Consider the following 26,631-nt stretch of genomic DNA (forward strand, 5'->3'; position numbering starts at 1 on the left):
TCGCCTGCTATTAGGTGCTGGGCTTCCACCCGACGTACCAGCAGCGCAAACCCAACCCGTACGTGGCGCTCCGGCCGTTGTCAGACAGTGCCGAGCCGGCGTGCCGAGCGGGGCGCCGGACGCGTGGGCCGGCCCACCCGGGTGACGTGTAGCAGCCGGTCCGGTGCGACGTCCAGCAGCGCACCGAGCGCCGTCCGGGTGGCATCGACGTCGATCAGCTGGCTCAGCGGATGCGCCGCCAGCCCGGCGATGTGCAGGGTCAGCCAGACCCGCAGCAGCACCCTGCCGACCTCGACCTGGCCGGGCCGGTCGAGGTCCGCCGGGCCGACGAGGACCAGCACCGCGCCGCCGCGCTTGAGCGGGTCGTCGGCGGCGGCGAGCAGCCTCGGCAACCCCAGTGGCCGCAGCAGCGGGTACGCGGCCAGCGCCGCGCGCAGCCCGGTCGCGGCGGTCCGCGACAACGCGAGGCAGCGGTCGTTGAGCCCGTCGGCGTGGTAGTTCGGATGTGTCGGATCGAGCCGTAGCCAGCGGCGCAGCTCGGTGACGACCGCCGGGTCCGCGTACAGCCGCCGGTCGGCGGCGCGTAACAGGGCACCGAGTCGATCCGGGTGCGACACGGCGAGGAGGCCGCCGCCCGCCTGCCGGGCGACCGAGCCGACCGCGTCGAGGGTCTCCTGCTCCGGACCGGCGGCGAAGCGGCCCCGGTCGGTGCGGCGCTGCCACACGTCGGTGGTGCGAAACGGCGTCGGGTAGCGGTGCCGGGCCGGCCGTAGCCGGCCCACCTGCCGGTGCTGTTCGTCGTGGTCGGCGACGAACTCCAGGTGCAGGCCGGCGTCGGCGGCGACGATCAGGCAGGTCTCGACGAACGCGCCGAGGGACAGGCGCAGGTCCCGGCCGCTGGGGTCGGCCGCCGGCAACGTGTGGGCCGCGTGCCAGCCGACGTGGATCGCCCCCGGTTCGTAGCGCAGTCGCCACGGCTGGGTGTTGTGCGCACTCGGCGCCCGCCAGCACAACGGCTCCAGCGCGCGGAACGCGGCGAGGTCCACCTACCGCTCCTTCGCATAGAAGGTGTACCCGTGCAGCGGGCGACCGCCGAGCCGCCGGTACTGGGCGGCCGACGCCGGGTTGTCCCGCCCGACGTAGGTGCTGCGCAGCGTCGTGTAGCCGGCGGCGTGCAGGTTGCGGTGCAGGTGCGTGGAGAGCAGCCGCTGGTAGCCGCGCCCCTGGTACTGCGGCAGCACGCCCTTGACGATCAGCACCGCCTCCCTCCGGTAGCGGCGACGCGTGGCCAGCAACCGCACCTGGTTGACCGGGTGCAGGTCACCGCGGACGGCGACCAGGAACTCGCTGATGTCCGGTACGCAGAGCACGAACGCCACCGGCTGCCCGTTGCGGGTCAGGTAGAGCAGCAGTGACTCGTCGAGCAGGTATGCCAGACCGTCGGTCTGCCGCCGTAGCTGTCCGGCGGAGATCGGCGTGTAGTAGCCGAGCTGGGCGAAGGAGGCGTTCAGCATCCCGCGCAGCAGGTCGAGTTGGTCGTCGAGCCGCCGGACATCACCACGGTGCAACTCCAGCCGGGCGTCTTCGGGCGCACTGCGAGCCGGCTGCGCCGGGGCGGGCACCGGGCAGATCCAGGTGTCGGACTCGAACCGGCGGTGGAACCCGTACGCCTCGTAGGCGGCCACGTAGCGCGGCGGGTTCCAGGCGCTGTCGACGAAGCCCCGCTCGGCGTAGCCGGAGGTGATCACCCCGCCGGCCTGGTTGGGTAGCAGCGCCACCGGGCCGAACAGCAGGTCCCGGTCGGCATCGGCATGCGCGGCAATCGCGTCGAACAGCGGCCCGGCGGCCGGCGCGGTGAACTCGGTCAGCCCGAACAGCTGGCACCGACGGCCGATCTTCGTGTCGAAGGCCGGATCGGTGTGCAGGGTGGTGCGTCCGACCACCGTGCCGGCGGCGTCGCGTAGCAGGTACAGCGGTACGCCGTCGCGCCACCACCGCCGGATCTGCTGCCGGGGAACGGGTACGTGACGCGGTTCGTCGGCGTACAGCCGGTCGGTGAACGCCAGGAACTGCCGCAGGTCCCGGCGGGTGGAGACGCGGTCGAACCGGTGGCTGCTCACCGCCGGACCGCCGGACCGGTCGTCTCCGCGCCCAGCGGGGTGAAGGTCGCGATGTGTCCCATCTCCGGGCTTTCGGCCCGCCACGCGCCGTTGGAGTACCCGTCCGGAGCGGCGCTGTAGAGCCGGATGAACCCGGCGGTGGCATTGCGGGTGCCGTCGGTCAACCAGACCATCAGCCGGCGGTGATGGCGGGTACGGGCGAAGCGCAGCATCGCGTCGCGGTCGGTGAAGAACGCGATGGTGCCGAGGGTCAACGGAAACTGCCAGTAGACCGTGTGCCAGCAGTAGCCGGACATCCGGCGCATGTCCCGGACCATCCGGAACCAGGCCGGCGCCAGTCGCAGCAGCACCAGGGGATTGGCGTACCGGGTCCCACCGATGAACATGGCGCCGGCGCGGGCCTGGGCGGGAGCGCGGGAGAAGTCGCGAGTACGCATGGTCACCTCACCAGGTAGACGTTCTTGATCTTCTGCTGCCCGGCGAACGGGCCACTGCCGGGTTCGTGCAACTCCACTCGCAGGTCACCGGCGGTCGGGTCCTCCACCAGGGACTGGGCGAAGTCCCGGGAGACCGAGGTGAGATGCCGGCGTACGCCGCTGCGGCACGCGGCGGCGAGCGCGTCGCGCTGCGCGGCGGCCAGCGGGCGGCGCAGTTCGAGGTGGATCACCGGCCGGGTCTCCAGCGCCGCGTCCTCGACCAACGCCAGACAGAACCGGTTGATCTCGGCGGCGTGCGGATTGCCGGTGTAGAGGCCGTACTCGACGTCCTGGGGGTAGAGGTTGGCTCCCAGGTAGGAGACCGTGGAATCGCGCCGCCCGAACAGCAGCAGCACCGGCAGGGTCATCCGCTCGGCGGAGACGGCGGTGCGGAACTCGGCCCCGCGTACCGGGTCGGCCTGCGCCAGCTCGACGACCTGCCGGTACGGCACCAGCAGCGCCTCGTCCCCGATGTTGTAGCGCAACCGGGGTTGCAGCACGTCGGTGGTGACCGTGCAGACCAGTTCCCGTCGCTCGTTGGTCTCCAGGTAGGTGCTGAACGGGTTGTACTGGAACACCATCGGCAGCCGTTGCTCGTCGGCGCCGAGCAGCGCGGTCCGCAGGGCGCGGTCGGTCTGCAACCGCCGTCGCAGCCACACCGTGAGCCGGGTCTCCGCACCGATGCCGATGGTCAGGTCCGACGCACCGTACGCCGAACGCACAAGCGCGAACCGCTGCTCCAGGTAGTCGCGCAGCGCCTCGGTCATTCCCTCACCGCCGCAACTGGCGAAGATGCGGTACCGCGACCACGGGAAGCCCTCGGCGTCGAGCCGGTCGCGCAGGTGTTTCAGGAACGGCGGGTACGCGGTCACCAGGTAGTCGAAGTCGGGACCGAATTCACGGAGCGTGTCGACGATCTTCCCGAGGTCCGGGCCGGTGTTCTTCACCACGGCGATGCGGGCCATCGCGGCGCCGGTCGTCGTCCCGGTCGCCCACGCGCCCATCGAGTAGGCGTTGATGACGAACGGCCGGCGCATCGGAAACACCAGCCCGGTGTATCCGGCGATGTCGCGGTGCACCGCGCGCAGTTCCCGCTCCGCGCGGGGCCAGTTGAACGGCTGCCCGGACGAGCCGGCCGACTCGTCGACCACCACCCCACGGGTGGGCAGCCGTCCCCGCCAGCAGCGCGCGGCGGCGTCGTAGGCCGTGACGTAACGGAGCTTGTCGGTCTCCGGAAAGTCGTCGAGTCGGCGGCGGTTACCGGCGGGGCGGGCCCGCAGGAAGGCCCGGTAGGCGGGTACCTGCCGGGCGGCTCGTACACAGATCGCCGCCGCGTTCGCACCGGCCAGCCGGTCCAGGAACGGGTGGTGCCGCCGCGCCAGCCACCGCCACCCGGCGGGGTGGCGGCCGGCGAGCCGGCTCAGCGCGGCGACCAGCCGGCCGAGGGTCGCCAGGACGGCCTGCCGGGCCCGCGCGGCCACGACCGGCAAGGGAGAATCGGCGGTACGCAGAGCAGGGTGTCGGTGTGGCAGTTCGGCCATGACGACATCCTGTCGACGCCGCGGCGTCGACACCTGAGCCCGCGCACGGTCCCCGCTGAGTATCCCTACCCAGCCGGCTTCCCGGGTTACTCGTTGAGCAGCTGCTCGCGGAGGATGTCGGCGTGCCCACAGTGCTGGGCGAGTTCGCGCAGCACGTGCAGGTACACCCAGCGCAGCGGCAGCGGGCCCCGCCGGTTGCCGCGCAGTGTGTCGTCCAGATCCAGGGACGACGTCGCCTGGCGCGACGCCTCGCAGGCCTCGCGGTGCGCCTGCTGGACGCTGGCGATCGTGTCGCCGTCGTCGAGGACGAACGACTCGTCCGGCGTCGCCGGAATGCCGATCTCAGCGCGCGACCGGCACGTGACGGCTTCGTCGAACCAGACCTTCTCCACGAATGTCGCATGCTTCACCAGACCCAGCAGCGTGGTTCGGGAAACCACCAACGAGCGGCGGGCCTGTTCCTCGGTCAGCCCGTCCAGGCAGTTGGTGAGCGCCCTGCGGTGCTCGTCGATGAACGCCTCGAACTGGGCCTTGGCCGGCTGTGCGACGACCTGGTCGGCGAAGGTGGGTGGGTAGGAAGGCATGGACGTAGCATCCCAGACCGCCACTCAGCAGCGGCCACACCGCTCTTAGAATCCGTCGGGTGATCGTACGCAGGGCTGGCGTGGCGGACGTGGCGGCGCTCGCGGAACTACGCGGCATCGACGGGAACACGCTCCGGGCGTACGCCGACTGGGTGGCCGCCCACGCGCAGACGCACCTGCCGTTCGTCGCCGAGATCGACGGACTGGTGGTGGGTGCCGCCTGGCTCCATGTCGCGCAACGGGTGCCAGGTAACGGAGCGCTTGAGCGCTGGTACGGCGACATCCAGTCGGTCGAGGTCCGTGCGGAGTACCGCAATCGCGGCATCGGCGGCGCGCTGATGGCCGCGATCCTGGCCGAGGCCCGCTCCCGGGGGCTGCTGCACGTGACCGTCCACTCCGGTCGCCGCGCGGTCGAGTTCTACCTGCGCAACGGCTTCACCCAGCACCGCCAGATCCTGCTCTGGGAGCCGACGCACCGGCCGCCGCCGTGACCGTACGCCGCCGTTGGCCTGCTGCGACCGCCCTGCCCTGCCCTGCCCTGCCCGGCCCGGCCCGGCGTAATTCGGTCGCGTGCGGTGCGGCTGGCGGGGACGATACGGCGATGCCCGGTGCACCCGAGGGATTCACCTACCGCCTCCGCAAGAACGGTGACGTCGAACTGCTCCATCACAGCCGGCCGGCCGGCGTGCTTCGGGGTTCCGCTGCGGCCCGGTTCCTGATCGACGTCAACACCGAAGATCCTCAGGAGTTGATGGCGCGCATCACCGGCAACTACAAACACGGCAACGAGCGGACGGCCAAGAAACACCCCCGCAACCGCCACCGGTAGCCCACGTCGATGTGCCGGCACCCCTTGGTCCAACTGGCCGGATGCCGGCAGCCGGTGGCCGGGCCGTCAGGTGTCGGTTTCGAGGGCGAAGGTGTTGCCGTCGGGATCCTGGAACCACGCGATGCGTCCACCGCCGGCCCGAGCGGTGATTCCCCTGGCGTCATGGTCCAACTGGTCGTACCGGATGATGTCGACGCCGGACGAGACGAGTTCGTCGACGATCTGGTCGATGTCGTCGACGTACCAGGTCGTCAGGGTCGCCGGACTTTTCCCGGCAGTGACCGACTGGTAGACGTTCAGCGCCATCCTGCCACCGCAACCATAGATGCGGCTGCCGTCGGCGATCTGGGCGCTGGGGCCGGACTGTAATGCCTGGAGGCCGAGCTTGCCTTCGTAGAACGCGATCGCCAGTTGGATGTTGGACACCGCGACCGACGCTCTGAGGTCGTACCTGCTCAACGGCATGCACCACTGTCGCACAGGGCTAGCCGACCGGAGGGCTTATCAGCATGGTCCTGCGTCGCCGGTCGGCTGACAGCCATCCCGTTGCCTGCTCGCTGGGAAGCAGCGCCGGCCAAGGGATCTCCGCACGCGTTCGCGGGCCCCGGCCGATGCGCAGCACGAACCGCCAACGCTCCTGACCGCCGGGCCCGCACCAGGCCCGGCCACGGATGAACGGTTCGGCGCTCAGCAACTCGTACTGCTCGGCTACCAGACCATCGCACCAGTACCACCGAAGGTGCTGGTCCTCGAAGCCCCGGAACTCCGCGCAGATGCGGAACTCCAGCCGTACCCAGAAGTCCTGCTCATCCATGGCGACCCCCACCGACAACCGGGTGCCATCGCACCGTACGCCACGTTCGATGACTGATCGACGGGCTACTGTCGCTCGCGTACCAGATCGCGCTCAGACCTCCATGGTCAGACGAGGACGGCTCAGTGAGTGATGTTCCGGATCTCGGCCCCGTGCCGCAGCGCATCACCGTCGACGCTGAACAGGTGCGTCGGCTCGTCGCCGACCAGTTCCCGCACCTGGCCAACCTCCCGATCGAGCCGGTGGCCAACGGCGGCTGGGACAACTGGACCTTCCACCTCGGTCCCGACCTGCTGGTGCGTCTACCCAGCGCTGCCGAGTACGCCCTGGCGGTCGACAAGGAACATCGTTGGCTGCCGGCCCTCGCCGCCCGGCTGCCGCTGCCCATCCCCACCCCGGTGGCGAAAGGCAGACCCGACGCGAGTTATCCCTACCCGTGGTCGATCTACCGGTGGCTCGACGGCGAGCCGGCCAGCCTGGACCGCATCGACGAACCGGCGCGATTCGCGATCGACCTGGCCGAGTTCCTGGTGGCCCTGCGGGCCGTCGACGCCGCTTGCGGTCCGCAGCCGGGTGTCCACAACTGGTTCCGGGGCGGCACCCCGCGCACCTACGACAAGCTTGTTGAGCAGGCGCTTGCGGAGTTGGAGGGCCACGTCGATGCCGAGCTGGTGCGCGAGATCTGGGCGACGGCACTCGACGCCCGCTGGGACGGTGTCGACCGGTGGTTCCACGGGGACATCGCCCAGGGCAACCTTCTGCTTGCTGACGGCCAGCTGGCGGCCGTCATCGATTTCGGGACCTGCGGCGTCGGTGACCCGGCCTGCGACCTGGCGATCGCCTGGACGTTGCTGACCGCCGACGGCCGGCAGGCATTCCGCGCCCGGCTGTCGGTGGATGATGCGACGTGGGCGCGTGGCCGTGGCTGGGCCCTCTGGAAAACCCTCGCCACCTGCGCCTCCACCTTCGACGCCCCCGAGGACGCAGCAGAGTTCGCGAACGCGCGCCGCATTCTCGCCGGCATCCTCTCCGACTACGTGGCCAGCACTGTCACCAAGCCTCGCCGGCAACAGTGACACCCGCCCTGGCACCCCTCGGGACGTGTCGACCGTTCCGAGCCCCGCCCTGGCCCGCTACGGCGCGGGTTCGAGTACGACGACGGGGATCTGGCGGGTGGTCTTCCGCTCGTACTCGGCGAAGAATGGGTACGCAGCCTTCTGCGCGCTCCAGATCCGTTCCCGCTCGTCCCCGGTGGCGACCCGAGCGACCAGATCGACCGTGTCCGTGCCGATCTCCGCTCGCGTCTGCGGATTCGCGAGCAGGTTGTGGTACCAGTCGGGGTTGGTGGGCGCGCCGGCCTTGGACGCGAACACGGCGTAGCCGCCGTCCACCTTCTGGTACATCATCGGGTGTACGCGGGGCTGGCCGCTCTTGGCGCCGACCGTGTGCAACAGCAGCAGCGGCTCGCCGGCGAAGTGACCGCCCACCTGCCCGCCGTTGGCGCGAAACTCGGCGATGACCTTGTCGTTCCAGTCGCTCATGTCTTCCCCTCGACCAGTGCGTACCGGCTTCTTGAGTCCGATTCTGACAGTCCCGGCTCCGCCGCACACCGCGACGCGACCGGGCACCGCGCGAGCTTCTCCACCGACCGTCCGTGGCGGGTGGTCACTGCCCGTGGGACGCGGACAACGGCAGGAGTGGACGGACAACGGCCCGGGTCAACGCGTCCATCCTGGTGTCAAGCGTCAATGATCGAGACGCGGTTGGGGTTGCTTGGCTCAGGCTGAAACATGGTCAGCAGGCTCTCGCCCTCGGCCACGACGGCGTCGCGCTCGTCCGTCGTGAGCGTACGTAGCGGCGTGATCCGTAACGTCGCCGCGCCGTCGTCGGCGGTGACCGCCCAGGTGCCCGAGACCCGTCCGTCGACCAACAGGAAGCGTGCGCCGGTGACGCTCAGCCCGCGATGTTCGACGTCGATGACGCGGCTGCGGTCGTCGTAGCCGAGCACCGCGTTGTCGAACGCCGGCAGGAACCGCGGCGGCGCGGGGGTGTGCGGGTCGGGCAGTGCGCCGTCCGGCACGTCGAGCAACTCGCGGCCGCGCTCGTCGCGGAACGTCCGCAACGAGGGGCGCAACCGTTGGACGGACTCCCGCAGCCCGCCCAACCCGGACCAGGCTCGGATGTCGGCGGTGGCCGCCGGGCCGTACGCGGCGAGGTAGCGCAGGACCAGCGCGTCGACGGTGGCGGGCGACGTCGACGCCAACGGCCGACCCAACCACGTCTCGATGGTGGTGTTGTACGCGGCGGCGCGCTGGCCCCAGACACCACGCGGTGGCACCTGCACGAGCGGCACGAGCGTGCTGAGCGCGTCGCCCAACGTGCGCGCCTGCACACCCGGCCAACGGTCGGCAATCACGCGGGCCGCCTCGGTGAGCATGCGCGGCCGCTCCTCGAACAACGGTCTGCCCAGTTTCGTCAGCTCGTCGAGGTCGACGCCGGGCAGCGCCCGGCGCAACGTCGACCACATGCGTGAGACCAGCATCGTCTGGTGCACCGGCCGCAGCGTGACGCAGTCGTCGGCGGTCACCAGGTGCAGGGTTCGGCGCATCAGCAGGGTGCGGACGGCCCGGCGGCTCAGCAGCAGCTCGGCCAGCGCCGCCGGCTGGAAACCGGCCAGCCGGCTCCACAACCCGACGTAGGGCTCCAACGGCTCCTGCGCCTGCAACCCCACCAGGTACTCAAGGGCGTCAGCGACCGGCATGTCGTGCCGTTGCAACAGGAGCTGACGGGCCAGCAGCGCCCGGTTGAGGGCGCGACGGTCGAGCACGCTCATGGCGCCGACGCTATCGCCCACCCCGGACATCTTCTGCTCGGCGGATCCAGGCGTGCGACGGCTCCACCCTCGTATCCTGGTCAGGCTACGAGCAGGCGGAGACCGAGCTCCGCCGTGTCGAGGGCGACCAGGTCGCGGTTGCGCTCGGCCCACCGACCCGAGGACAGGTCCTCGCGGAGTCTGCTGACCGCCCGCTGCTCGGCCTGCGGTCCGACCCGGGCCCACACCGAAACCGCGCGGCGTACGTGTTCGTCCAGGTACGCCTCAGGTCGACGCCAGTACGCCTCGAAGAACCCGTCGACGCAGTCCCATGGCACGAGCACCGGCTCGGCGCGTCCGCCGATCGCATTGGCCAGATCGGCCAGCGACGGCCACCCGACGAGGAGGTCAGCGAACTCCGGCAGGTAATCGCGGGTGAGCCAGAATCGTTGACGCCAGCCGGTGTCGTCGGCGTCGTACGTGAACACCACCACGCGGCGGGCCACCCGTCGCATCTCGCGCAGCCCGGCGACCGGGTCGGGCCAGTGGTGCACGGTGCTGACCGCCATCGCGGCATCGAACGACTGGTCCTCGAACGGCAGACTCTGCGCAGCGGCGGCCACGCACGGTGCCGCGCCCGGAGGACGCAGCGCCCGCATGACCGCCGACGGCTCCACCGCCGTCACGTCGCGGTCGGGCGGCTCGTACGAGCCGGTGCCGGCTCCGATGTTGAGCACCGTCCGGGCGTCACCCAACGCATCCCAGATGCGCGCGGCGATCCGCGGCTCGGTGCGTCGGGTCGCGGGATAGTCGGCTCCGATGGCGTCGTACAACTGTGCCCCGAACACTCTCAGCTGCTCCTCCGGTGTCGTCCTGATTCCCCTCGCCCGTGCCTCCAGTTCCCGGTCGATGGCCGTCACCATGGCGGCAGCGCGATCACGCTGATCCATCAGCAGGCCCCGCAGCCGGCACAGATGTGCGACCGCGTCCGTGGTCGGATCGTCGACCAGATCCGCGATCTCACGCAGCCCGAAGCCGAGCCGCCGGTAGGCGAGCACCTCCCGGAGCCGCTCCACATCGTCGGCGGAGTAGGCCCGGTGTCCGGCCGCGGTTCGGGTGGACGGTTCGAGGAGGCCGATCTCGTCGTAGTGGTGCAGGGTGCGGACGCTGACGCCGGCCAGCTCCGCCACCCGTCCCACGGTCAGATGCTCCGCCATGGCACGACTATCGGGCATCACGCCGCGTGAGGAACAAGGCTCGCCGCCGCCCGATCTTCCTCAGGTCCGCTCCAACGTCTGCGCGCGAGCGCGACCGTACTGGGCCAGGGCGTGAAAGGCGGCCTTCGGCGTCCACGAGCCGTCGGGCAGTACCCGCACGATGCCGCGCGCGGCCAGGTCGTAGTCGTGCGCGGGGTCGCCGGTGGTGGGTAGGTGCCGGTTCGCGAACGTGTAGACGAACGCTGCCTCCACACCGCCACGCTCGTAGTCGCGTAGCAGATCCAGCAGGTAGCGGGACTGGCCCGCCTCGTCCCGTTCCAGGCTGGTGGTGAGCTGCACGGCACGGCCCTGCTCGTCGTAGGTCACCGGCTCCGTCGCGCCCGCGACGTCGGCCGCGCCCCGGAAGGTGCAGCAGCCGAACTCGGTCACGGCGTACGGCTTGCCCTGCCCCACGGCAGCGGCCAGGGTCTGCGGAAATGCCGCGGCGTTCGTCGTGTCACGGTAGCCGGCGTCGCTGGCGATGATGTCGAACGGCGCCCAGTCGACGTCTTCCAGGGGGATCGCGGCGTAACCGACCAGGCCGCCGAACCGCTGCCGCACCGCAGGCATCACCTCGGCGAAAAAGTCGCGCACGGCGGCTCGGGCTATCGGGACCGCCTCCCGCATCCGCATCGGATCGGCGAACAGTGTCAGCCGCTCGACCAGGTCGCGACCGGGCAGGAAGCCGTCGGTGAACAGGGAGATCTCGGAGCCGGTGAGGTACACGACCGAGGCGCCGGTGCGGCGGAGCCGCTCGGCCCGCTCGGCGCCGTCGAGCAGGAACGCTTTGAGCCCGTCGCGGTCGAGGCCATTGGTGAAGGGGGAGTACCACACCTCGAGCCCCGCTTCGGCGGCGAATCGCGCGGCCAACTCCAGCCGGTCCTGGACACCGCCGGTGAGGCGTACCGCGTCGCAGTGCAACTCCTCGCGGATGACGCGCAGGTCGCGCCGGACGGTCTCGGGGTCGAACGGCTCGTGGGTGGTGGAGCCGGCGCTGACGAAGCCGGTGTCGTAGTTCATGCCGAAGACACGCACGGGGATCTCCTCGCCCTAGGGTACGCATCGTACCTTACAGGGTACGTCTAGTACCCTGCAATGAATGGGCACCAGACGCCGGGGCGAGGAACTGGAAGGGGCGATCCTGCAGGCGGCGGCGGAGGAACTGCGCCGGTCCGGCTACGCGGGGATGACCATGGACCGGGTCGCCGCCCGGGCCGGGACCAACAAGAACGCCATCTACCGCCGATGGCCACATCGGGCGGCGCTGGGCATCGCGGCGTACCGTCACCTCTCCGACATCGCGATGCCGAACCCCGACACGGGCACGTTGCGGGGCGACGCGCTTGAGATGCTGCGGCAGGCGAACGAGACGTGGTCCTCGCCGCACGGGGCGGTCCTGCGCAGCCTGCTGGCCGCGGCGGCGGACGACCCGGCGCTGCTCGACCTGATGCGGGAACGATCAGGCGCGGACACCATGGACCGCGCCTGGCTGACCATGCTCGACCGCGCGGTCGCCCGCGGTGAGGTACCACCGTCGGCCGTGCACCCGCGGGTCGCGGCGACGCCGATGATGCTGCTGAGAGCCGAGTACGCGATGCGCGGCACCCCGTCGGTCCCCGACGAGGTCCTGATCGAAATCGTCGACGAGGTCTTCCTGCCGCTCGTACGCGGTCGCGTCTGACCTCCTCGCCGGCGGTGGCCGACGCGGGGCTGGCCGGGGTCGGGCGGGGCTACCCTGACCGGGTGCGGTTGGTCATCATGGCAGACACCCACCTGCCGAAACGTGCCCGGGACCTGCCGCCCGGGCTGTGGGCCGCCGTCGACGCCGCAGACCTTGTCATCCATGCCGGCGACTGGGTCGACGCCGCCCTGCTCGACGAGCTGGAGCGGCGCAGCGCCCGGCTGGTCGGCGTCCACGGCAACAACGACGGTCCCGACCTGCGTGCCCGACTGCCGGAGATCGCCCGCGTGGAGGTCGGCGGGATGCGGATCGCGGTGGTGCACGAGACCGGGCCGGCCAGTGGCCGGGAGCGGCGGTGCGCGGCGCGCTTCCCCGACTGCGACCTGCTCGTCTTCGGTCACTCCCACATCCCCTGGGACAGCGAGGCGCCCGGCGGCCTGCGGTTGCTCAATCCCGGCTCGCCGACCGACCGGCGCCGCCAGCCGTACGCGACGTACCTCACCTGCGAACTGGTCGACGGTCGGCTCGACGCCGTCACCCTGCACGAGGTGCCGCGCCAGCCGTAGCCGGGACGCGGGCCGGCCTAGTCTGGACGCATGCCGAAAGCCATCTGGAACGACCTGGTCATCGCCGAGAGCCCGGACACCGTCGTGGTCGAGGGCAACCACTATTTCCCCCGCGCCGCGCTCCGCGACGACCTGCTGCGGGACTCCGACACCCACACGGTCTGCCCGTGGAAGGGCACCGCGTCGTACTACACGCTGGAGCACGACGGGCGGACCAGTGTGGACGCGGTCTGGTACTACCCGCAGCCGCTGCCCGAGGCCGAGATGATCCGGGACCGGGTCGCGTTCTGGAAGGACGTCAAGGTCGTCGGGGACGACTGACGTCGATGTCAGCGCCCGAGGGTGCTGTCGAAGGCGGTCAGCCGCTGCACGAACCAGGACGGGTCGGCCAGGTGGGGGTAGTGGGTGACGGTGGGCGACATCTCGACGACCGCACCTGGAATTCGACTGCCCAGCCAGGCCGGATAGTCGTCGGCCACGGGTAGGCCGTGTAGCGACAGGAAGGGTGTGGGCTGCCGCATCGCCATCACGTTCGCCATGAACGCGGCCAGTTCCGGCGGTTCGAGGTCGAGCAGGGGCGCCCATGCTCCGAGCAGTACGTCCTGGCGCAGCGTCCGGTTCTTGCTGATCTCTTCGGCGACGGCGGCGTCGAGCTGCCCGTACATCCTGGCCAACGCCGACGTCATGAACTCGGCGAAACCCTCCCCTCGCAAGGCCCTGGCCGCCCGTGCCGGCAGCGGTTCCACGTCGAGCGTCTGATCGACGGTGACCACACCGCGCGTCGGGAAACGGGCGGCGTAGGCAGTCGCCACCACCCCGCCGAAAGAGTGCCCCACGACCAGGGGATCCTGCTCGATTCCCAGGGCGCGGACGAGTTCGTGGAGGTCGCCGGCCATGCTCAGCGGGTCGTACGGCGGCACTCGTGGCGAGGTGCCATGGCCGCGCAGGTCGACGCGGACCGTACGGAAGTGCGCGGCCAGCGGCACCCGAGCCCAGGAACGGCGGTCCTCGGTCATGCCATGGATCGCGACGAGGAGTGGTCCGACACCGTCGACGTCATGGGCGAGCGGGACGGTCCGGATCATCGGTGCGTGCCTTCCGGTCCGCCGGTCCGGAGACTGGCGCGAACGAGGCTGCGTGCCAGCTCGGTGCTTTCCGCGAGCGTGTCGAGAGCGAGTGGTTGGGTGGCGAGAGCGCCCTCGTGCAGCACGAGGAGCCGGGTGGCAAGGGTGGCGGGTTGTGCGCAGCCCGCCGCGGCGGCGAGTTCCCTGAAGAGATCCAGCAGCCAGTGCTTCTGGTCCGCGGCGATGCGGTGGGCGGGATGCGCCGGGTCCGGCAGTTCGGCCAGCGCGTTGATGAACGCGCAGCCGCGGGTGTTGGTCCTGCTCCAGGTCCGCAGCGCGTCGAACGGCGCGGTGACCGCCGCGACCGGATCGGCGCACGCGTCGACGGTGTCGTGGACGAGCGACCGCCAGCGTCGGTCGCGCTCGGTGAGGTACGCGGAGACGAGGTGGTCTTTTGAGCCGAACTGGTTGTACAGGGTCCGTTTGGTCAGACCCGAGTGCTCGGCGATGAGATCCACGCCGACGGCGGTGATCCCGCGGTCGTAGAAAAGCTCCTCGGCAGCCGCGAGAATGCGCTGGCCAGCCGGGGTGCGGACCCGCTTTTCCGGCATCTGGGGCTCCTCCTCACCGATCGCTGTACGCTGGATGATTCACAGATCAGTGTACTTTGCGAGGGGGGCAGGCTGATGGCGGTGCCGACGACCATGCGTGCGGTGCGGATCACCCGGCACGGTGGACCGGACGTGCTGACCGAGGCGGAGGTGACCGTGCCCGCCCTGGTGGCGGGGGAGGTGCTGGTGAGGGTCGGCGCGGTGGCGCTGAACAACACCGACCTGTGGACCAGGGAGGGTGCCTACGGTCGCCCGGGGGACCCGCAGGCGCGGTCGGGCTGGCGGGGGCCGATCCAGTTCCCTCGCATCCAGGGCGCCGACGTGGCCGGCCGGGTCGTGTCGGTGGGGTCCGGCGTGGACGCGAGCCTCGTCGGTCGCAGGGTGGTGGTCGATCCGGCGATCTACGACGCCGACGGGCCGGACGCGAACCCGGTCGGCCTGATGGGCAGCGAACGCGACGGTGGCTACGCCGAGTACGTGACCGCACCGGCGCGGCAGGTGCACGACATGACGGAGTCGCCGCTCGCGGACGATCAGCTCGCGGCGTTGCCGACGGCGTACGGCACGGCGCTGGGCATGATCGAGCGGGGCCGGCTGCGGGCCGGGGAGACCGTCCTGGTCTCGGGAGCCTCCGGCGGCGTGGGATTGGCGCTGGTGCAGATCGCGCGGGCGCGCGGCGCGCGGGTGCTGGCCATCAGCAGCGGGGAGAAGATCGACGCGGTGCGCGGGGCGGGAGCGCACGACGTGGTGGACCGCGCGCAGGACGTCGTCGAGCAGGTCCGGGCCATCGCCCCGGAGGGCATCGACGTGGGACTGGACGTCGTCGCCGGCGACCTCGTGGACGCGGGTCTGCCCCTGTTGCGCGACGGCGGCCGGTGGGTCATCGCCGGTGCGCTCGGCGGCTACCAGGTGGCCTTCGACGTGCGCCGCCTCTACCTGCACAACGCGCAGTTGATCGGCTCCGCGATGCACAGCCCGGCACACTTCGAACTCCTGATGGACCTGGCCCGGCGAGGTGAGATCGCGCCCGTCATCGCGGCGATCTTCCCGCTGCACCAGGCCGCTGCCGCTCAGGAGGAACTCGCTCGTCGGCAGCACGTGGGAAAGATCGTCCTGGTCCCGTAGCGGCCCCGTCGGAGACGGTGGGTCTTCACGCTGGTCGGCGGTGCAGCTCCAGGGCGCCCCGGTCGAGGACCAGCCGGCCCTGACCGTCGACCGCCTGGAAGAGCGCACCACCCGGCCGCCGCCACACCAGCACGCTGAGGGTGTCGCCGGGAAACAGTGGCGCGCTGAACCGGGCGCTGATCCGGTGGATCCGGTCGGGATCCCCGTCGGCCACGGCGTGCAGCAGCGTCCGGGCGACGAAGCCGTACGTACACAGCCCGTGCAGCACCGACCCGCGCAGCCCGGCGGCGCGGGCCACGGCCGGATCGGAGTGCAGCGGGTTGCGGTCGCCACTGAGCCGGTAGAGCAGGGCCTGGTCGGCGCGGATCTGATGGTGGCCGGTGTGATCGGGCTGCCCCGCCGGACGTTCCCAGGTGGTGACCGGCGCGCGCTGTCCGCCGAACCGCCCGGCGCCGATGACGAACATGGCCCGCTCGACGGTGGCCAGCGGTGCGCCGTCGACGCCGTGGATCTCCGAGCGGTGGTGGACCAGCGCCCCGCGATCCTGGTCGTACACGCCGGTGACGCTGGCGGTGGTGCGGGCCCGACCAGCGGGTGGCAACGGCCGGTGCAGGGTCAGCGTCTCACCGGCGTGCCGGACGACGGCGGGTTCGCCGAGATACGGCGGTTCGGCGGCGAGCAGGGTGGCGAAGGTCGGCAGCGCGGCGTGCCGGTGGCCGGTGGAGTTCTCGGTGGTGAAACGCAGTTCGTCGGCGGGGTCGGCCTGCCCGGCGCCGACGCCGAGGGCGTAGAGGATCGTGTCGGTGACGGTCCACGTCCGCTCGGTCGTCGTTCGCGGGTAACAGTTCGGTGCGCAGAGTCGGGACGCCATCGCGGGTCCGACACGTTCAGTTACTGGCTCCGGCGGCGTTGATGCTGGCCGAGATTTCGGATTCGCCGCATCAACTGGGTTGTTCAGGCACTCCACGGTCGGTGTCTCCTCGATGCGGGGCAAGCGAACTGGGGCCGTACGGCGGAATCTGGCTACTGTCGGTGTCGAGAGCCCAGTGGCCGAAACTCTTGACGTTGTAAACCGCCTCACAGTAGCGTCCCATATTAAGCAACCAAGACCACAATATGAGCCGCTGAAGTCTGGGGTAGTCATGAGAATGCGAGTGCGGGCCGCGGCCGCAGCCCTGCTGATGACCGTCGCCGTGGCGGGGTGTTCCGAGAACCAGTCCTCCGGGGAGCCCGACGGCGACAGCGCCGCCCCCTCCGCCGCCGTCAACTTCGGCGTCGGCGTCGACCCGGCGTACTCGCCGATCTACCTGGCCAACCAGGAGAACCTCTTCGAGCAGGCCGGCCTCAACGTGACCGTCACCCAGTACCAGGAGGGCACCGGCGGGCTCGACGCCATCCTGGCCAAACAGGGCCAGGTCACCGCCAGCACCGAGTCGAGCCTGCTCAACCGGGCGACCCGGGGCGACATCAAGGGACTCGCGGTCTTCTCCCAGTCGCCCAGCTTCATCAAGCTCGTCGCCCGGTCCGGCATCACCGACGTCGCCGGCATCAAGAAGTACGGCGTCGTGCCGGGGACCGTGAACGAGTACGCCACCAACAAGGTGCTCGACAGCGAGGGCATCAGCCGCGACGCGGTCGAGTTCGTCAACGCCTCGCCCGCCGAGATGCCGGCACTGCTGCAACGCGGCGACGTCGACGGCTACATCATGTGGGAGCCGTGGCCGTCGCGTGGCGTCGCCAACGGCGGCACGGTGCTGCTGACCAGCGGGGACATCGGCTACGTCTACAACCTGATCATCGGTGTCGACGGCGCCTGGTACGAGGCCAACAAGGAGACCGCCAAGAAGGTCGTCGACACCATCGCGACGGCGTGCGAGCAGCTCACCGCCGACCCGGCCAAGGCCGGCACGGTCACCGAGGCGGCGATCAAGGTGCCGGCGGCGGAGGCCCAGGCCCTCCTCGAAGGTGTCCAGTGCCAGGTCCGGGACTTCACCGACGAGGACATCGCCCGCTACAACGAGATCGCCCAGTTCCAGCAGGACAGCAAGATCGTGGACCAGAAGGCCGACCCGGCGGCGGTCATGGTCAGGGGAGTGGTGTGAACCGCTCCGGCTCCCCGGTGTCCGTACGCGACGTCGACATCCGCTTCGACGACTTCGTGGCGGTCCGCCAGGCGAACCTGGACATCGCCGGTGGGGAGTTCGTCTGCCTGCTCGGCCCCAGCGGTTGCGGCAAGTCCACGCTGCTCAACGCGATCGCCGGGTTCGTCAAGCCGGTCGGTGGGGAGGTGACCTGCGCCGGTGCGCGGGTCACCGGCCCCGACGTGTCGCGCGGGGTGGTGTTCCAGAGCGCCGAGGCCCTCTTCCCGTGGCTGACCGTACGCCAGAACGTCGACTTCGGCCCCCGGATGCGCGGCGTCGGCAAGGCGCAGCGGGCCAGCGCCGTGGACCGCTACCTGGCCATGGTCGGGCTCAGTCACAGCGCCGACCGGTTTCCCGGTCAGCTCTCCGGCGGCATGCGCCAGCGTGCGCAGTTGGCCCGGGTGCTGGCCAACGAACCGTCGGTCGTGCTGATGGACGAGCCGTTCGGCGCCTTGGACGCGCAGACCCGGCTGGTGATGCAGGTCGAACTCGACCGGATCTGGCGGGAGACCGGCGCGACGATCGTGTTCGTCACCCACGACATCGGCGAGGCGATCCTGCTCGGCGACCGGATCGTCACCATGACCGCCGGTCCGTCGGCGGCGATCAAGAACGTCTACCCGTGCGACCTGCCCCGGCCCCGTGACCTGACCGACCCGGCGAGCGCCGCGCTCTTCCGTCAGCTGCGCGAGGACATCGGCACCGAGGTGGCCCGGACCCTGCGCGCCCAGGGCCTCGACGACGGGCACGACGGGCCGGATGCCGGCGGCGACGGCGGCCGGCCCGCCGACGAGGACAGGAGGACGCGACGATGAGCGTGGACGTCCGTACCGTCGCCGAGCGGACCGGCCGGACCGGGCCCGAGCCGGCCCGCCGCCGCCGGAGCCGGCCCCGGCTGACGCGAGTCGGGCTGTCGGTCCTGTCGGTGGCGCTCGGCATCGTCATCTGGGACCTGGTCAGCCGCAACTACACGGCTTTCTTCCTGCCGTCGCCGTTGCTCACCTGGCGCGGCGCGGTCGAACTGGTCCAGGACGGCACGCTGTGGAGTTCGGTGAGCGCCTCGTCGACCCGGATCCTGACCGGTTGGGGACTGGGCGTCGTGATCGGGGTACCGGTCGGGCTGCTGATGGGCTGCGTGCCGTGGCTGCGGTTGATGCTGGACCCGTACATCCAGTTCTTCCGGTTCGTGCCGCCGATCGCCTTCGTCACGCTGGCGATCATCTGGCTCGGCCCGGGTGAGGCGTCGAAGGTCGCGCTGATCTTCTACACGACCGTCTTCATCGTCGCGCTCAACACGCTGGCCGGGGTCCTGTCGGTCGACGAGCTGCGGCTGCGGGCGGCCCGGGCCCTCGGCGCCAGTCCGGTTCGCACGCTGGTCTCGGTGGTGCTGCCCTCGACCGTGCCGCACGTCGTGACCGGCGCTCGGCTGGCCATGGGCAACTCCTTCCTGACGATCGTCTCCGCCGAGATCGTGGCGGCGCAGAGCGGCCTGGGTTCGCTGATCTGGACCGCCCGCAACTACGCCAAGACCGAGTGGGTCTTCGTCGGCATCATCGCCCTGGGCATGCTCGGCTACCTCTTCGACTGGATCCTGCGCATGGTCAGCAGCAGGACCCTGCGCCGCTACGGCGTCACCTTCTGACCAGGCCGCCCCGGCGGGCGGCCCGGCCACGTCGCGCCCCATTCCGCGCGCCCACCACTAGCGAAAGGCTCGCCATGCTGTGCATCGGCGTCGACATCGGTGGCACCTTCACCGACGTCATCGTGTACGAGCCGGCCACCGCCCGGCTCGCCGAGGCCAAGACCCTCTCCACGCCGGACGACCCGGCGGCGGCCATCTTCGAGGGCCTGGCCAAGCTCGGCGTACGCCTCGACGAGGTCGACCGGTTCGTCCACGGCACCACCCGGGTCACCAACGCGCTGTTGGAAGGCTCCGGTGAGCCGGTCAGCGTGGTGGCCACGGCGGGCTTCCGGGACGTCCTGGAGATGGGGTTGGGGCATCGGCCGCAGCTCTACAGCGTCAAGGAGGCGGGACGTCCGCCGCTGGCCCCGCGTCGGCTGCGGCACGTGCTGCGGGAGCGGATCGGCGCCGACGGCAGCGTGGTGCAGCCGCTGGACAGCGCCGACCTCGACGCCGTGCTGGAGCGGGTGGCCGCCGCCGGGCCGAAGGCGGTCGCCGTCTGCCTGCTGCACTCCTACCGCAACCCGGCGCACGAGCGGGCGGCGGCCTCCCGGCTGGCCGAGCGTTACCCCGGTCTGGTCTGCACGATCTCCTCCGACGTGGTGCCGGAGCAGGGCGAGTACGAGCGGTTCACCACCACCGTGCTCAATGCCAGCGTCCGGTCGACGGTGGCGGACTACCTGCGCGGGCTCGGCACCACGCTCGCGGCCGGCGGCTACGCCCACCCTCTTTCGATCATGACCAGCAGTGGTGGGATCGTCTCCACCGAGGAGGCCGGCCGGCTGCCGATCAACCTGGCGTTGTCCGGTCCGGCCGGCGGAGTCGCCGCCAGCGTCCACGTCGCCGGGCTGGCCGGCTACCCGAACGTGATCACCTGTGACATCGGTGGCACCAGCACCGACGTCTGTCTGATCAAGAACGGCACCCCGTTGATGACGAACGACGGGAAGATCGCCGGCTACCCGAACCGCACCTTCCAGGTCGAGATCAACACGATAGGTGCCGGCGGCGGCTCGATCGCCTGGCGGGACCTGGGCGGCGAACTGCGGATCGGGCCACGCAGCGCCGGCTCGACCCCCGGTCCGGCCGCGTACGGTCGGGGCGGCACCGAGCCGACGACCACCGACGCGCATCTGGTCGTCGGCCACCTCGATCCGCAGGAGAGCCTCGGCGGCGAGGTACGCCTCGACGTCACCGCCGCCCGAGCCGCCGTGCACCGCCTCGCCGCCGAGTTCGGTCTCGACGACCTGGAACTGGCCCACGGCATCATCACCATCGCCACCACCAAGATGACCAGCGCGATCAAGGAGATCTCGGTCGCCTGCGGTCACGACCCTCGGGACTTCGTGCTGATGCCCTTCGGCGGGGCCGGCCCGATGCACGCCACCGTGCTCGCCGACGAACTGGGCATCCGCCGGGTACTGGTGCCACCGGTGCCGGGCAACTTCTCCGCGCTCGGCTTCGTCACCGCCCAGGCCCGGCACGACTACGTGCGTACGGTGCTGGTGCCCGCCGACGAGACGGGTCTCGGTGCCGTACGCGCCGTGGTGGCCGAACTGCGTGACGTCGCGCGGGCGCAGCTCAAGGCGGAGGACGGTGTCGAACCCGACCAGGTCACGTTCGGCCTGTCGGTCGGCATGCGGTTCCGGGGGCAGTCCTTCGACCTCGCCGTACCCGTCGAGGAGGTGCCGGCGACCGCCGAGGAGCTGGTGGGGATGTTCCACACCGCCTACGCCGAGCGGTACGCGTACGCCCGGTCCGGGCATCCGGCCGAGATCGTCAACTGCCGGCTGACCGCGTTCGGTCCGCGGCCCGCCGTGCGCTTCGCGCCCCCGGCCGGCGCCGCGCCGCAGCCCGAACGGACCCGGATCTACGGTGCCGACGGCTGGGTCGACGCCACCGTGTGGCGGCGTACCGACCTGGCCCCCGGCGGCGCGGTGTCCGGTCCGGCGGTCATCCGGGAGAACGGCAGCACGACCGTGGTCGGCGTCGGCTGGACCGCCACCGTCGACAACCACGGAAACCTGCTGCTCGTCAAGGAGTGACCCGGTGATTCCCTCCGCCTTCGACGCCATCGTCCTGGACCGCGCCGCCCGGGAACCGGACCGCCCGCTCTACGTCTTCGACGAGCGGGACCGGCCGGTGTCGGCGGGTGAGTTCGCCGACCTGGCCGGCCGGGCAGCGGCGGTGCTGGCCGCGCTGGGGGTCGGTCGCGGCGACCGGATCGCGGTGTGGGCCGAGAACAGTCTGGGCTGGCTGGTCCTGCTGGCCGCCGCGAGTTGGCGGGGTGCCGCGCTGGTGACGCTGCATCCGGGTCTGAGCACCCCGGAGCTGACCGCGGCACTGGCCCGCAGCCGACCGCGTCGGCTCTTCGTCGCCAACCAGGTGCGGGACCGCGACGGCCCGGCCACCGCCGCGCAGGCCGTCGCCGGGCTGCCGTCCGACGCCCGCCCCGACGGCTGGCACGCGTTCGACGACGGCCTGGTCGGACTGCCCGGCTGGACCGACGCTGTGCCGGCCCCGGCCGCGGACCCGGACGCCACCCTGAACATCCAGTTCACCTCGGGCTCGACCGGTCCGGCCAAGATGGTCTCGCTCAGTGCCCGCAACCTGATCGTCAACGCGCGGTGGACTGCCGACGCCGCCGGTCTCGGCTCCGGCGACCGGATCGCCTCGCCGCTGCCGCTGGCACACGCGGCGGGTCTCGGCAGTGGCGCCGTCCTGGCCCTGGTCACCGGGGCACTGTGGGTGTCGGTACGCCGGTTCCGGTCCGGCCCGGTGCTGGCCCAGATCGCCCGGCACCGGTGCACGGTGCTCCAGGCGGTGCCGACGATGGCGACGATGCTCGCCGACACCGTCGAGGCCGCCCCGGACCGCTTCGACCTGTCCTCGCTGCGGGTCGGCTTCCTCGGCGGCGCGCCCTGCGCACCGGCGCTGCTCGCCCGCACCCGGCGGGTGCTCGGGCTGGACCGTATCGCCGTGGTCTACGGGCAGACCGAGGCCGGACCGACGATAAGCGTCGACCCCGGTGATGGAAGCTGCGGCCGTCCCGGCGACACCGTCGGCCGGATCGTGCCGGACCTGTGCGCCGTCGTCGTCGCCCCCGGCACCCGGACCGAGCTGCCCACCGGCCGTCCCGGTGAGCTGCTGGTACGCGGCGAGTCGGTGACCGCCGGCTACGTCGACGACCCGGCTGCCACCCGCGCCGCGGTCACCTCCGACGGCTGGCTACGAACCGGAGACCTGGGCGCGCTCGGCACCGACCGGATCTTCACCCTCACCGGCCGGGTCAAGGAACTGATCATCCGGGGCGGTGAGAACGTCAGCCCGGCCGAGGTGGAGGCGGCGTTGCTCGACGACCCGGCCGTTGCCCAGGTGTGCGTACTCGGCGTGCCGTCGCCGCGCTGGGGTGAGGAGATCGGCGCCCTCGTCGTCGCCGTCACGGGCGCCGAGATCGACCCGGACCGGCTCACCGGGCTGGCCGCCGCCCGGCTGGCCCGGCACAAGGTGCCCACGCTGATCCGTACGGTGCCGGGGCTGCCGCTGCTGCCGTCCGGCAAGGTCGACCGGCGCGCCGCGCTCGGCCTGCTCACCGGCGAGGAGGAACGCTGATGCAGCTCGGCTCGTGTTTTCTGGACTCGTTGACCGTCACCAGTTTCTTCGGCAACGCCGAGATGCGTGGGATCTTCAACGACCGCCAGCTGATGCAGTCCTGGCTCGACGTCGAGGCGGCCCTGGCCCGTGGCCAGGCCGGCCTCGGCATCATCCCGTCGGCGGCGGCCCAGGCGATCACCGACGCGGCCCGGCTCGACCGGCTCGACACCGCGGTGCTCGCGGCCGGGGCCGCCGACACCGTGCACCCGCTCGTGCCGCTGGTCCGGGCGCTGACCGACGCCTGCTCCGGTGACGCCGGCCGCTACGTCCATCTCGGCGCGACCACCCAGGACGTGATGGACACCGGCTTCGTGCTGCGCGCCCGGGCCGGGCTGGATGTCGTGCAGCGCCAGGTCGACGACCTGGTACGCATCCTGCGCCGGCTGGCCCTGCGTCACCGGGCCACCCCGATGCCGGCCCGCACCCACGGTCAGCAGGCGCTGCCGACCACGTTCGGCCTGCGCTGCGCGGTGTGGCAGAGCGAGCTGCAACGGCACCGGGCCCGGCTGGCCCAGCTGCGCGAACGACTGCTGGTGACCAGCATGGGTGGGGCGGCCGGCACGATGGCCGGGTACGGGTCGCAGGCGTTCGCCCTGGAACGCGCGGTGGCCGACGAGCTCGGTCTCGGTGTCGCGGACACCCCGTGGCACGCCACGTCGGACCGGTTCGTCGAGTGCCTGATGGTCCTCGGGCTGGTCGCCGCCAGCGCCGAGAAGCTGGCCCGGGAGATCTACTTCCTCGGTCGTACCGAGGTCGGCGAGGCGTACGAGCCGCAGCGGGCGACCCAGGTCGGCAGCAGCACCATGCCGCACAAGCGCAATCCGATCCGGTGCGAGGCGGTGATCGCCGCGGCCGGCACGTTGCGCGCCCAGGTGCCGCTGGCGCTACAGACCATGGTCGCCCAGGACGACCGGGACATGGGCGTCGGCATGACGTTGTGGAAGTTGCTGCCGGAGTGCTTCATCCTCATCGGCGGCGCCCTGGAACGGCTGGTCGAGGTCTTCGGTGACCTCGGCGTCAACCCGGACCGGATGCGGTCAAACCTGGACGCGACCGGCGGGCTGGTGCTCTCCGAGGCGGTGATGCTGCGCCTCGCCGAGCCGCTGGGCCGCGAGCAGGCCCACCACCTGGTGATGCGGATCGTCCGCGACAGCCTGGAGCAGAACCGGCCGTTCGCCGAGGTGCTGCGGGCTGATCCGCAGGTGGCCGCCGCGCTGCCCGGCACCTCACTGGCGGGGTTGCTCGATCCGGTGTCGTACGTCGGCCATGCCGCCGCGCTGGTCGATCGAACCCTGCTGACCTCGGAGTCGACATGACAAGTGACCAGTCCGTGTTGCTGCACCGCTCGGGCCGGTTGGCCCGGGTGACCCTGCACCGGCCCTCCCGGCGCAACAGTTTCGACCTGCGTATGCTCGCCCGCTTCGAGGACGTGCTGCACGAACTCGGCCGCGACCGCACGGTCGAGGTGGTGGTCCTCACCGGCGACGGTACGGCGTTCTGCGCCGGCACCGACCTGCACGAGCTGGCCGGCCTCGACGCCGAAACCACCATGTACGTCCAGCGGCGCACCGCCGACCTGGTGGAGCGCTGGTACCGGCTGGAGCAGACCACGGTCGCCGCGTTCAACGGGCCGGCGATCGGCTCGGGCGCGGTCCTCGGGCTCGCCAGTGACCTGCGGGTGGCCGCCGACAGCGCCTACTTCACCTTTCCCGAGGTGACCTTCGGCATCCCGTTGACCTGGAGCGGCATGGCGATCCTCGCGGATCTGGTCGGTGCCGACCTGGCCAAGCGCTGGTTGCTGCTCGGCGAGCGGGTCGAACCGGCCGACATGCTGGCCCTGCGTCTGGTCACGGCCGTGGTCGACGCCGACGGACTGCCGGCCGCCGTCACCGGCATCACCGACCGGCTGCTCGCCACCTCGGCGGTCGGCCGGTCGATGACCAAGCGCGCGGCCCGGCTGGCCGGGCCCCGGTTCGACGCGGTGGCCAACGACTCCTACCTCGGCGCGCTGAGCGTGGCGCTGCGCCCGCCCGGCGGCTACCTGGACGGGGGAGCACGGTGAAGGTCTTCGAGGCGATCGCCGACGCCGTCGTCGCGCACGGCGTCGACACCGTCTTCGGTCTGCTCGGCGACGCCAACATGTTCCTGGTCGCCGACCTGGTGCACCGGCACGGGGTGCGGTTCGTCGCGGCCCGCAACGAGAACGCCGCGGTGATGATGGCCGACGGGTACGCCCGCACCACCGGCCGGTGCGCGGTCGCGACCGTCACCCAGGGGCCCGGGCTGGCCGTGGCCGGGGCGGCCCTGACCATCGCCCGGCAGGCCCGCACCCCGCTGGTCCTGATCGCCGGCGACACTCCGCCCGGTGACCCGCTGCACGTGCAGCATTTCGACCAGCAGCCGTACGCGCTGGCCACCGCGGGCACCTTCGTGCCGGTCGCCGCCGGGACCGCCGTACGCGATGTCGGGTTGGCGTTCCGGGCGGCCCGCGAGCTGCCCGGCCCGGTGGTGCTGAACGTGCCGATCGATCTCGCGGACGAGGCGGTGCCGCCCGGCCCGGTCGGGCCGGCGCCGGTGCCGCCCCGGGCGCCGCGACCGCTCGTGCCGGATCCCGCCGACGTCGACGCGCTGGCCCGACGGCTGCGTGCGGCGCAGCGTCCGGTGCTGCTCGCCGGCCGGGGCGCAGAGTCGGCCGCCGCCGCGATCCGGGAACTCGCCGACCGCAGTGGGGCCCTGCTCGCCACCACGCTGATGGCCGCCGGCCTGTTCGCCGGGCACCCGTACGACCTGGGGGTGGCCGGCGGGCTGTCCCGGCCGCTGACCCGGCGGGTGTTGGCCGGGGCGGACCTGGTGGTCACCTTCGGGGCCGGGCTCAACAGGTGGACCGCCGACCACGGTGCCCTCTTCCCGGACGCGGTGGTGGTGAGCGTGGACGTCGACCCGGCGGCGATCGGGGCGCGCTGGCCGGTGACCGCCGGGGTACTCGGCGACGCGGGTGAGACGGCCCGGGCGGTGTCGGCGGTGCTGGCGCCGGTACGCCGGCCGCACTGGCGCAGCTCCGACCTGTCAGCCGAGCTGGCGGTCGCCGACCCGTTCGCCGGGCTGGCCGTCGAATGCACGGCGGACCGGATCGATCCACGCGCGTTCATCCGGATCTGCGCCGGCCGGCTGCCGCGCGAGCGGACCACGGTGGTCGGCGTCGGTCATTTCGGCGGCTGGCCCAACCTGCTGCTCGACTCGGCCGCCACCGACCGGTCCTTCGTCGCGCCGTGGGAGTTCGGCAGCATCGGCGTGGGGCTGCCGTTCGCGGTGGGTGCCGCCGTGGGCCGTCCCGACCGGCCGGTGGTCGCCTTCGAGGGGGACGGCAGCCTGCTCACCGGGCTCGGTGAGCTGGACACTCTGGCCCGGGTCGGTGCGCCGGTGCTGCTGGTGCTGCTCGACGACGCCGCGTACGGCGCGGAGGTGCGCAAGCTCGCCCCTCGGGGGGTCGACCCGGAACTTGCCCGGTTCCCCGAACGGGATCTCGCCGCGGTGGCCCGCGCGCTCGGGGTGCCGGCGTGGACCGTCACCGACGACGCGGGCGCGCAGGCCGCCTTCGACGAGGTGCTGCCGCTGACCGGGCCGGCCGTGCTCCACGTTCGGGTACGCCCCGACGTGGTGCAGGAGAAGTTTTGAC

General features: G+C 71.6%; 29 protein-coding genes. 15 read left to right on the top strand and 14 right to left on the bottom strand.

What is annotated here, in order from left to right:
• Window positions 1–80 precede the first annotated feature (80 nt).
• The 5 genes from O7624_RS28275 to O7624_RS28295 all read right to left on the bottom strand — a co-directional run bounded on the left by O7624_RS28275 (window position 81) and on the right by O7624_RS28295 (window position 4,721).
• A complete protein-coding gene (locus O7624_RS28275; protein WP_282238016.1) occupies window positions 81–1,046 on the bottom strand; it encodes a nitroreductase in 966 nt (321 codons plus the stop codon).
• Window positions 1,047–2,120 (bottom strand): hypothetical protein, encoded by a 1,074-nt coding sequence (locus O7624_RS28280; protein ID WP_282238017.1) that lies wholly within the window; start codon window positions 2,118–2,120, stop codon window positions 1,047–1,049.
• Complete coding sequence (locus tag O7624_RS28285; protein ID WP_093408755.1) at window positions 2,117–2,557, bottom strand: DUF4188 domain-containing protein; 441 nt, start codon at window positions 2,555–2,557, stop codon at window positions 2,117–2,119. Before O7624_RS28285 ends, O7624_RS28280 begins: the two co-directional genes overlap by 4 nt.
• A 2-nt stretch (window positions 2,558–2,559) precedes the next feature.
• Window positions 2,560–4,137, bottom strand: a complete 1,578-nt coding sequence (locus O7624_RS28290; protein WP_282238018.1) for a phenylacetate--CoA ligase family protein — start codon at window positions 4,135–4,137, stop codon at window positions 2,560–2,562.
• Window positions 4,138–4,223: 86 nt separating this feature from the next.
• On the bottom strand, window positions 4,224–4,721 hold the full coding sequence (locus tag O7624_RS28295) for a DinB family protein (RefSeq protein WP_282238019.1): 498 nt from the start codon (window positions 4,719–4,721) through the stop codon (window positions 4,224–4,226).
• A gap of 59 nt (window positions 4,722–4,780) precedes the next feature.
• Here O7624_RS28295 and O7624_RS28300 point away from each other — a divergent pair, with 59 nt between their 5' ends.
• Window positions 4,781–5,212, top strand: a complete 432-nt coding sequence (locus O7624_RS28300) for a GNAT family N-acetyltransferase (protein WP_282238020.1) — start codon at window positions 4,781–4,783, stop codon at window positions 5,210–5,212.
• A gap of 110 nt (window positions 5,213–5,322) precedes the next feature.
• Window positions 5,323–5,550, top strand: a complete 228-nt coding sequence (locus O7624_RS28305; RefSeq protein WP_093408745.1) for a hypothetical protein — start codon at window positions 5,323–5,325, stop codon at window positions 5,548–5,550.
• A gap of 66 nt (window positions 5,551–5,616) precedes the next feature.
• On the opposite strand, the gene O7624_RS28310 is transcribed toward O7624_RS28305, so the two are convergent.
• A complete protein-coding gene (locus O7624_RS28310; RefSeq protein ID WP_282238021.1) occupies window positions 5,617–6,015 on the bottom strand; it encodes a VOC family protein in 399 nt (132 codons plus the stop codon).
• A 19-nt stretch (window positions 6,016–6,034) separates the two neighbouring features.
• Window positions 6,035–6,364, bottom strand: coding sequence for a hypothetical protein (locus O7624_RS28315; RefSeq protein ID WP_282238022.1), 330 nt, complete (start codon window positions 6,362–6,364; stop codon window positions 6,035–6,037).
• Between the two features lie 125 nt (window positions 6,365–6,489).
• Here O7624_RS28315 and O7624_RS28320 point away from each other — a divergent pair, with 125 nt between their 5' ends.
• Entirely contained in the window at window positions 6,490–7,440 is a 951-nt protein-coding gene (locus O7624_RS28320; protein WP_282238023.1) for an aminoglycoside phosphotransferase family protein, read from the top strand.
• Between the two features lie 57 nt (window positions 7,441–7,497).
• Here O7624_RS28320 and O7624_RS28325 read toward each other — a convergent pair whose 3' ends face one another.
• The 4 genes from O7624_RS28325 to O7624_RS28340 form a co-directional block, all read right to left on the bottom strand.
• A complete protein-coding gene (locus O7624_RS28325; protein WP_282238024.1) occupies window positions 7,498–7,905 on the bottom strand; it encodes a nitroreductase family deazaflavin-dependent oxidoreductase in 408 nt (135 codons plus the stop codon).
• A 197-nt stretch (window positions 7,906–8,102) separates the two neighbouring features.
• Window positions 8,103–9,197 (bottom strand): winged helix DNA-binding domain-containing protein, encoded by a 1,095-nt coding sequence (locus tag O7624_RS28330; protein ID WP_282238025.1) that lies wholly within the window; start codon window positions 9,195–9,197, stop codon window positions 8,103–8,105.
• A gap of 80 nt (window positions 9,198–9,277) precedes the next feature.
• Window positions 9,278–10,393: a MerR family transcriptional regulator gene (locus tag O7624_RS28335; protein WP_282238026.1), complete on the bottom strand. Its 1,116-nt coding sequence runs from the start codon at window positions 10,391–10,393 to the stop codon at window positions 9,278–9,280.
• A gap of 60 nt (window positions 10,394–10,453) precedes the next feature.
• Window positions 10,454–11,467 carry a hypothetical protein gene (locus O7624_RS28340; RefSeq protein ID WP_282238027.1) on the bottom strand — a complete coding sequence of 338 codons (1,014 nt, stop codon included), beginning with the start codon at window positions 11,465–11,467 and terminating at the stop codon, window positions 10,454–10,456.
• A 64-nt stretch (window positions 11,468–11,531) separates the two neighbouring features.
• Between O7624_RS28340 and O7624_RS28345 the strand changes: the two genes are divergently transcribed.
• From O7624_RS28345 to O7624_RS28355, 3 genes are all read left to right on the top strand, one after another.
• Window positions 11,532–12,113, top strand: a complete 582-nt coding sequence (locus O7624_RS28345; RefSeq protein WP_282238028.1) for a TetR/AcrR family transcriptional regulator — start codon at window positions 11,532–11,534, stop codon at window positions 12,111–12,113.
• Window positions 12,114–12,175: 62 nt separating this feature from the next.
• A complete protein-coding gene (locus O7624_RS28350; protein ID WP_282238029.1) occupies window positions 12,176–12,679 on the top strand; it encodes a metallophosphoesterase in 504 nt (167 codons plus the stop codon).
• Between the two features lie 30 nt (window positions 12,680–12,709).
• A complete protein-coding gene (locus O7624_RS28355) occupies window positions 12,710–13,000 on the top strand; it encodes a DUF427 domain-containing protein (RefSeq protein WP_282238030.1) in 291 nt (96 codons plus the stop codon).
• A gap of 8 nt (window positions 13,001–13,008) precedes the next feature.
• Here O7624_RS28355 and O7624_RS28360 read toward each other — a convergent pair whose 3' ends face one another.
• Both O7624_RS28360 and O7624_RS28365 read right to left on the bottom strand, forming a co-directional pair.
• Window positions 13,009–13,764 carry an alpha/beta hydrolase gene (locus O7624_RS28360; protein WP_282238031.1) on the bottom strand — a complete coding sequence of 252 codons (756 nt, stop codon included), beginning with the start codon at window positions 13,762–13,764 and terminating at the stop codon, window positions 13,009–13,011.
• The gene (locus tag O7624_RS28365) at window positions 13,761–14,354 is read right to left on the bottom strand and encodes a TetR/AcrR family transcriptional regulator (RefSeq protein WP_282238032.1); all 594 of its coding nucleotides are present in this window, start codon (window positions 14,352–14,354) and stop codon (window positions 13,761–13,763) included. Before O7624_RS28365 ends, O7624_RS28360 begins: the two co-directional genes overlap by 4 nt.
• Window positions 14,355–14,435: 81 nt before the next feature.
• Between O7624_RS28365 and O7624_RS28370 the strand changes: the two genes are divergently transcribed.
• The gene (locus tag O7624_RS28370) at window positions 14,436–15,479 is read left to right on the top strand and encodes a zinc-binding dehydrogenase (RefSeq protein ID WP_282238033.1); all 1,044 of its coding nucleotides are present in this window, start codon (window positions 14,436–14,438) and stop codon (window positions 15,477–15,479) included.
• Between the two features lie 25 nt (window positions 15,480–15,504).
• Here O7624_RS28370 and O7624_RS28375 read toward each other — a convergent pair whose 3' ends face one another.
• Window positions 15,505–16,350: a MaoC/PaaZ C-terminal domain-containing protein gene (locus O7624_RS28375; RefSeq protein ID WP_282238034.1), complete on the bottom strand. Its 846-nt coding sequence runs from the start codon at window positions 16,348–16,350 to the stop codon at window positions 15,505–15,507.
• Window positions 16,351–16,621: 271 nt separating this feature from the next.
• Here O7624_RS28375 and O7624_RS28380 point away from each other — a divergent pair, with 271 nt between their 5' ends.
• The 8 genes from O7624_RS28380 (at window position 16,622) to O7624_RS28415 (ending at window position 26,630) form a co-directional block, all read left to right on the top strand.
• Window positions 16,622–17,581 (top strand): ABC transporter substrate-binding protein, encoded by a 960-nt coding sequence (locus O7624_RS28380; RefSeq protein WP_093408704.1) that lies wholly within the window; start codon window positions 16,622–16,624, stop codon window positions 17,579–17,581.
• The gene (locus O7624_RS28385; protein WP_282238035.1) at window positions 17,578–18,435 is read left to right on the top strand and encodes an ABC transporter ATP-binding protein; all 858 of its coding nucleotides are present in this window, start codon (window positions 17,578–17,580) and stop codon (window positions 18,433–18,435) included. Before O7624_RS28380 ends, O7624_RS28385 begins: the two co-directional genes overlap by 4 nt.
• Window positions 18,432–19,262 (top strand): ABC transporter permease, encoded by an 831-nt coding sequence (locus O7624_RS28390; RefSeq protein ID WP_282238036.1) that lies wholly within the window; start codon window positions 18,432–18,434, stop codon window positions 19,260–19,262. The genes O7624_RS28385 and O7624_RS28390 overlap by 4 nt, the downstream gene beginning before the upstream one ends.
• 74 nt (window positions 19,263–19,336) lie before the next feature.
• Entirely contained in the window at window positions 19,337–21,346 is a 2,010-nt protein-coding gene (locus tag O7624_RS28395; protein ID WP_282238037.1) for a hydantoinase/oxoprolinase family protein, read from the top strand.
• A 4-nt stretch (window positions 21,347–21,350) separates the two neighbouring features.
• Complete coding sequence (locus O7624_RS28400) at window positions 21,351–22,913, top strand: class I adenylate-forming enzyme family protein (protein WP_282238038.1); 1,563 nt, start codon at window positions 21,351–21,353, stop codon at window positions 22,911–22,913.
• Entirely contained in the window at window positions 22,913–24,271 is a 1,359-nt protein-coding gene (gene purB, locus O7624_RS28405) for an adenylosuccinate lyase (RefSeq protein ID WP_282238039.1), read from the top strand. Before O7624_RS28400 ends, purB begins: the two co-directional genes overlap by 1 nt.
• Window positions 24,268–25,017 carry an enoyl-CoA hydratase/isomerase family protein gene (locus tag O7624_RS28410; RefSeq protein ID WP_232511382.1) on the top strand — a complete coding sequence of 250 codons (750 nt, stop codon included), beginning with the start codon at window positions 24,268–24,270 and terminating at the stop codon, window positions 25,015–25,017. Before purB ends, O7624_RS28410 begins: the two co-directional genes overlap by 4 nt.
• On the top strand, window positions 25,014–26,630 hold the full coding sequence (locus O7624_RS28415; protein WP_282238040.1) for a thiamine pyrophosphate-binding protein: 1,617 nt from the start codon (window positions 25,014–25,016) through the stop codon (window positions 26,628–26,630). The genes O7624_RS28410 and O7624_RS28415 overlap by 4 nt, the downstream gene beginning before the upstream one ends.
• Window position 26,631: the final 1 nt, after the last annotated feature.

This window comes from Verrucosispora sp. WMMD1129, assembly GCF_029581255.1.
GTDB lineage: Bacteria > Actinomycetota > Actinomycetes > Mycobacteriales > Micromonosporaceae > Micromonospora > Micromonospora sediminimaris.

Bases quoted from the DNA above. Each gene is read 5' to 3' on its own strand.
- O7624_RS28355 (WP_282238030.1), top strand. From the start codon at position 12,710: ATGCCGAAAGCCATCTGGAACGACCTGGTCATCGCCGAGAGCCCGGAC.
- O7624_RS28285 (WP_093408755.1), bottom strand. From the start codon at position 2,557: ATGCGTACTCGCGACTTCTCCCGCGCTCCCGCCCAGGCCCGCGCCGGC.
- O7624_RS28290 (WP_282238018.1), bottom strand. From the start codon at position 4,137: ATGGCCGAACTGCCACACCGACACCCTGCTCTGCGTACCGCCGATTCT.
- O7624_RS28305 (WP_093408745.1), top strand. From the start codon at position 5,323: ATGCCCGGTGCACCCGAGGGATTCACCTACCGCCTCCGCAAGAACGGT.
- O7624_RS28315 (WP_282238022.1), bottom strand. From the start codon at position 6,364: ATGGATGAGCAGGACTTCTGGGTACGGCTGGAGTTCCGCATCTGCGCG.
- O7624_RS28360 (WP_282238031.1), bottom strand. From the start codon at position 13,764: ATGATCCGGACCGTCCCGCTCGCCCATGACGTCGACGGTGTCGGACCA.
- O7624_RS28380 (WP_093408704.1), top strand. From the start codon at position 16,622: ATGAGAATGCGAGTGCGGGCCGCGGCCGCAGCCCTGCTGATGACCGTC.
- purB (WP_282238039.1), top strand. From the start codon at position 22,913: ATGCAGCTCGGCTCGTGTTTTCTGGACTCGTTGACCGTCACCAGTTTC.
- O7624_RS28390 (WP_282238036.1), top strand. From the start codon at position 18,432: ATGAGCGTGGACGTCCGTACCGTCGCCGAGCGGACCGGCCGGACCGGG.
- O7624_RS28345 (WP_282238028.1), top strand. From the start codon at position 11,532: ATGGGCACCAGACGCCGGGGCGAGGAACTGGAAGGGGCGATCCTGCAG.
- O7624_RS28310 (WP_282238021.1), bottom strand. From the start codon at position 6,015: ATGCCGTTGAGCAGGTACGACCTCAGAGCGTCGGTCGCGGTGTCCAAC.
- O7624_RS28325 (WP_282238024.1), bottom strand. From the start codon at position 7,905: ATGAGCGACTGGAACGACAAGGTCATCGCCGAGTTTCGCGCCAACGGC.
- O7624_RS28375 (WP_282238034.1), bottom strand. From the start codon at position 16,350: ATGGCGTCCCGACTCTGCGCACCGAACTGTTACCCGCGAACGACGACC.
- O7624_RS28410 (WP_232511382.1), top strand. From the start codon at position 24,268: ATGACAAGTGACCAGTCCGTGTTGCTGCACCGCTCGGGCCGGTTGGCC.
- O7624_RS28335 (WP_282238026.1), bottom strand. From the start codon at position 10,393: ATGGCGGAGCATCTGACCGTGGGACGGGTGGCGGAGCTGGCCGGCGTC.
- O7624_RS28330 (WP_282238025.1), bottom strand. From the start codon at position 9,197: ATGAGCGTGCTCGACCGTCGCGCCCTCAACCGGGCGCTGCTGGCCCGT.
- O7624_RS28365 (WP_282238032.1), bottom strand. From the start codon at position 14,354: ATGCCGGAAAAGCGGGTCCGCACCCCGGCTGGCCAGCGCATTCTCGCG.
- O7624_RS28295 (WP_282238019.1), bottom strand. From the start codon at position 4,721: ATGCCTTCCTACCCACCCACCTTCGCCGACCAGGTCGTCGCACAGCCG.
- O7624_RS28395 (WP_282238037.1), top strand. From the start codon at position 19,337: ATGCTGTGCATCGGCGTCGACATCGGTGGCACCTTCACCGACGTCATC.